The organism is Acidovorax sp. SRB_24, from assembly GCF_012931925.1.
The window spans coordinates 1-2,869 of record NZ_MWOM01000130.1; the positions used below are offsets into that span (position 1 = coordinate 1).

The window sequence follows — 2,869 nt, forward strand, 5'->3', positions numbered from 1 at the left end:
TCAGGGGCGCAAAGCAGCGGTAGGTGCGACCGCCCACCACGGTGAGTTCGGCTTCGGTCGTGGCGCATTGCGCGAGCGCGCGCGCGCAGCGCGGCTCGAAGGCGCAGCCCGGCGGGCGGTTGCTCAGCGAGGGCGCCATGCCGTTGATCTGTTGCAGCCGCATGCCCGGCTGAATGGCGCCGGGCAGCGAATCGAGCAGCCCCCGGGTGTAGGGGTGGGCGGGCGCATCCAGCACCGCCGAGACCGGGCCGGACTCGACGATCTTGCCCGCATACATCACCGCCACCTGGTCGGCCAGCTCGGCGATCACGCCCAGGTCGTGGGTGATCCAGATGAGGGCCGTGCCCTGCGTCCTGCAGATCTCTTGCATGCGGTACAGGATCTGGCCCTGGATGGTCACATCGAGCGCCGTGGTGGGCTCGTCGCAGATGATCAGCTCGGGCTGGTTGAGCATGGCGATGGCAATCGCCACGCGCTGGCGCATGCCGCCAGAGAACTCGTGCGGGTAGCTGCGCAGGCGTTTTTCAGGCGCGGGAATGCCGACCATTTCGAGCGCCGCGCGGCAGCGCTCGAGCGCCTGGGCGCGCGGCACGCTCTGGTGCGTCTGGATCGCCTCCAGCATCTGCTCCTCGATACGCAGCACCGGGTTGAGCGTCATCAGCGGGTCCTGAAAAATCATCGCGATGCGGTTGCCACGCAGTTGGCGCATTTGCTCTTCGTTCAGGTCGCGCAGGTTCTCACCCTTAAATAGCACTTCGCCGGCGATCACCTCGCCGGGCGGGTCGATCAATCCGAAGATGGAATAGCCCGTGACCGATTTTCCCGAGCCGGATTCGCCGACCAAGCCGACGATTTCTCCGGGCTGGATGGACAGGTCCACGCCACTGACGGCAGGCCAGGCGCCTTCCTCGGTGTGGAAAACGGTGTGCAGGCCGCGCACTGCAAGCAAGGGTTGGGTCGTCATGTGCTTCTGGGGTCGAGGGCGGCGCGCAGGTGGTCGGCGATCACGTTGATCGTCAGGATGAGCAGCAACAGCGCCAGGCCTGGGAACATGCTGATCCAGTAGTCGCCCGACAGCAGGTACTGAAAGCCGTTGGCAATCAACAGGCCGAGCGAGGGCTCGGTGATGGGCACGCCCACGCCGAGGAACGACAGCGTGGCTTCGAGCACGATGGCGTGGGCAATCTGGATGGTGGCGAACACCATCACCGGCCCCAGGCAGTTGGGAAGCAGGTGGCGCAGCATGACGCGCCAGGCCGGGAAGCCCAGGTTCAGCGCCGCCTCGATGTATTCCTTGCGCCGCTCCTGCAGCGCGCGGCTGCGCATGATGCGCGCGTAATGCGCCCATTGCACGACCACGATGGCGATCACCACCTTGTCCACGCCCCGGCCCAGCATGGCCAGCAGCACCAGCGCGACCAGGATGGTTGGAAAGCCCAGGATGAAGTCCACCAGGCGCATCAGCAGGGTGTCGATCAGGCCACCGGCATAGGCAGCCACCAGCCCCACCAGGCTACCGATCACCGTGGCCAGCGCCACGGCACTCAGGCCCACCGTCAGGCTGATACGCAGTCCGTAGAGGATGGCGCTGAGCATGTCGCGGCCCTGGCTGTCGGTGCCCAGCCAGTACCGAAAGCCATCCATGCTGGCCGAGCCCGGCGCCAGGCGGCCGTCCATCAGGTCGAGGTTTGCCAGGTCGTAGGGGTTTTGCGGCGCCAGAAACGGCGCCAGCAGCACGAGGGCCAACAGGGCCACCAGCGCGATCACCGAGCCCCTCACGGTTGGGCGGCTGCGCAAGTGCCGGAGGATGGCACGCCGGCGCGGCGTGTCCGTGAGGGGGGTGGCGGTTTTGATGGGAGGCTGCATAAAACGCTTTGTGCCCGTGCCTTATTCGGACTCTTGCAACTGCACGCGCGGGTCAAGCACGGCATACAGCATGTCCACCAGCATGTTGATCATTACGAAAATGAAGGTCACCAGCATCACGTAGGCCACCACGACCGGGCGGTCGAGGTGGTAAATGCTGTCGATGAGCAGCTTGCCCATGCCGGGCCAGGCGAACACCGTTTCGGTGATGGTGGAGTAGGCGATCAGTGAGCCGAACTCCATGCCGATCACCGTGACCACCGGAATCAGGATGTTGCGCAAGATGTGCCGCGTGAGGATGCGCCGCGGTCGCAGGCCCTTGGCGCGTGCGAACTTCACGTATTCCTGGGTCTTGGCGTCCACCACGCCCGTGGCCGTGAGGCGCAGCACCAGCGCGATGTTGGCCAGCGCCAGGTTGACGGCCGGCAGCATCACGTGTGACCAGCCATCGGCTGTCAGCAACGAGACCGGCACGCCCAGGACCGCGACCGTGTCACCCCGGCCCGAAGCCGGCAGCCAGTGCAGCCACACGGCAAACAGCAGGATCAGCACCATGCCCTGCCAGAAGTTGGGCAGCGAAAACCCCAGCACCGAGCCCGCCATCAGCCCTCGCCCCGTGGGCTTGTCGCTTTTGAGGCCAGCGATCAACCCCAGTGGAATGCCGATAAGGATGGTGAGAGAGATAGCCACGAACACCAGCTCCAGCGTGGCCGGGATGCGCTGCACGATGAGCTCGATGGCCGGAATGCCGTGCACGAACGAGGTGCCCAGGTCACCCTGCAGCGCGCGGGAGAGAAAGCCCGTGTACTGCAGCCAGACGGGCAGGTCCAGCCCCAGCCGCTGGATCATGACCTGGCGGTCGGCTTCGCTCGCCTCGGGGCTGACGAGCAGCTCGATGGGGTCTCCTACGGCATAGACGGCGAAGAACACGACGACCGAAACGGCCAACAGAACGAACAGGCTTTGCACGAGCCTTCGCAAAATGAAGACGAGCACTCAGGCA

The 2,869-nt window shown here is 65.5% G+C and carries 3 protein-coding genes; all 3 read right to left on the reverse strand.

The annotated features are described in order from the left end of the window. Window positions 1-964 (reverse strand): ABC transporter ATP-binding protein (locus B2J89_RS20900; RefSeq protein WP_169170771.1); only part of this gene is annotated, 964 nt, incomplete at its 3' end. Beyond that, window positions 961-1,866 (reverse strand): ABC transporter permease, encoded by a 906-nt coding sequence (locus B2J89_RS20905; protein ID WP_169170772.1) that lies wholly within the window; start codon window positions 1,864-1,866, stop codon window positions 961-963. The genes B2J89_RS20905 and B2J89_RS20900, both read right to left, overlap by 4 nt. Window positions 1,867-1,887: 21 nt before the next feature. After that, on the reverse strand, window positions 1,888-2,862 hold the full coding sequence (locus tag B2J89_RS20910) for an ABC transporter permease (protein ID WP_169170773.1): 975 nt from the start codon (window positions 2,860-2,862) through the stop codon (window positions 1,888-1,890). Window positions 2,863-2,869 lie beyond the last annotated feature (7 nt).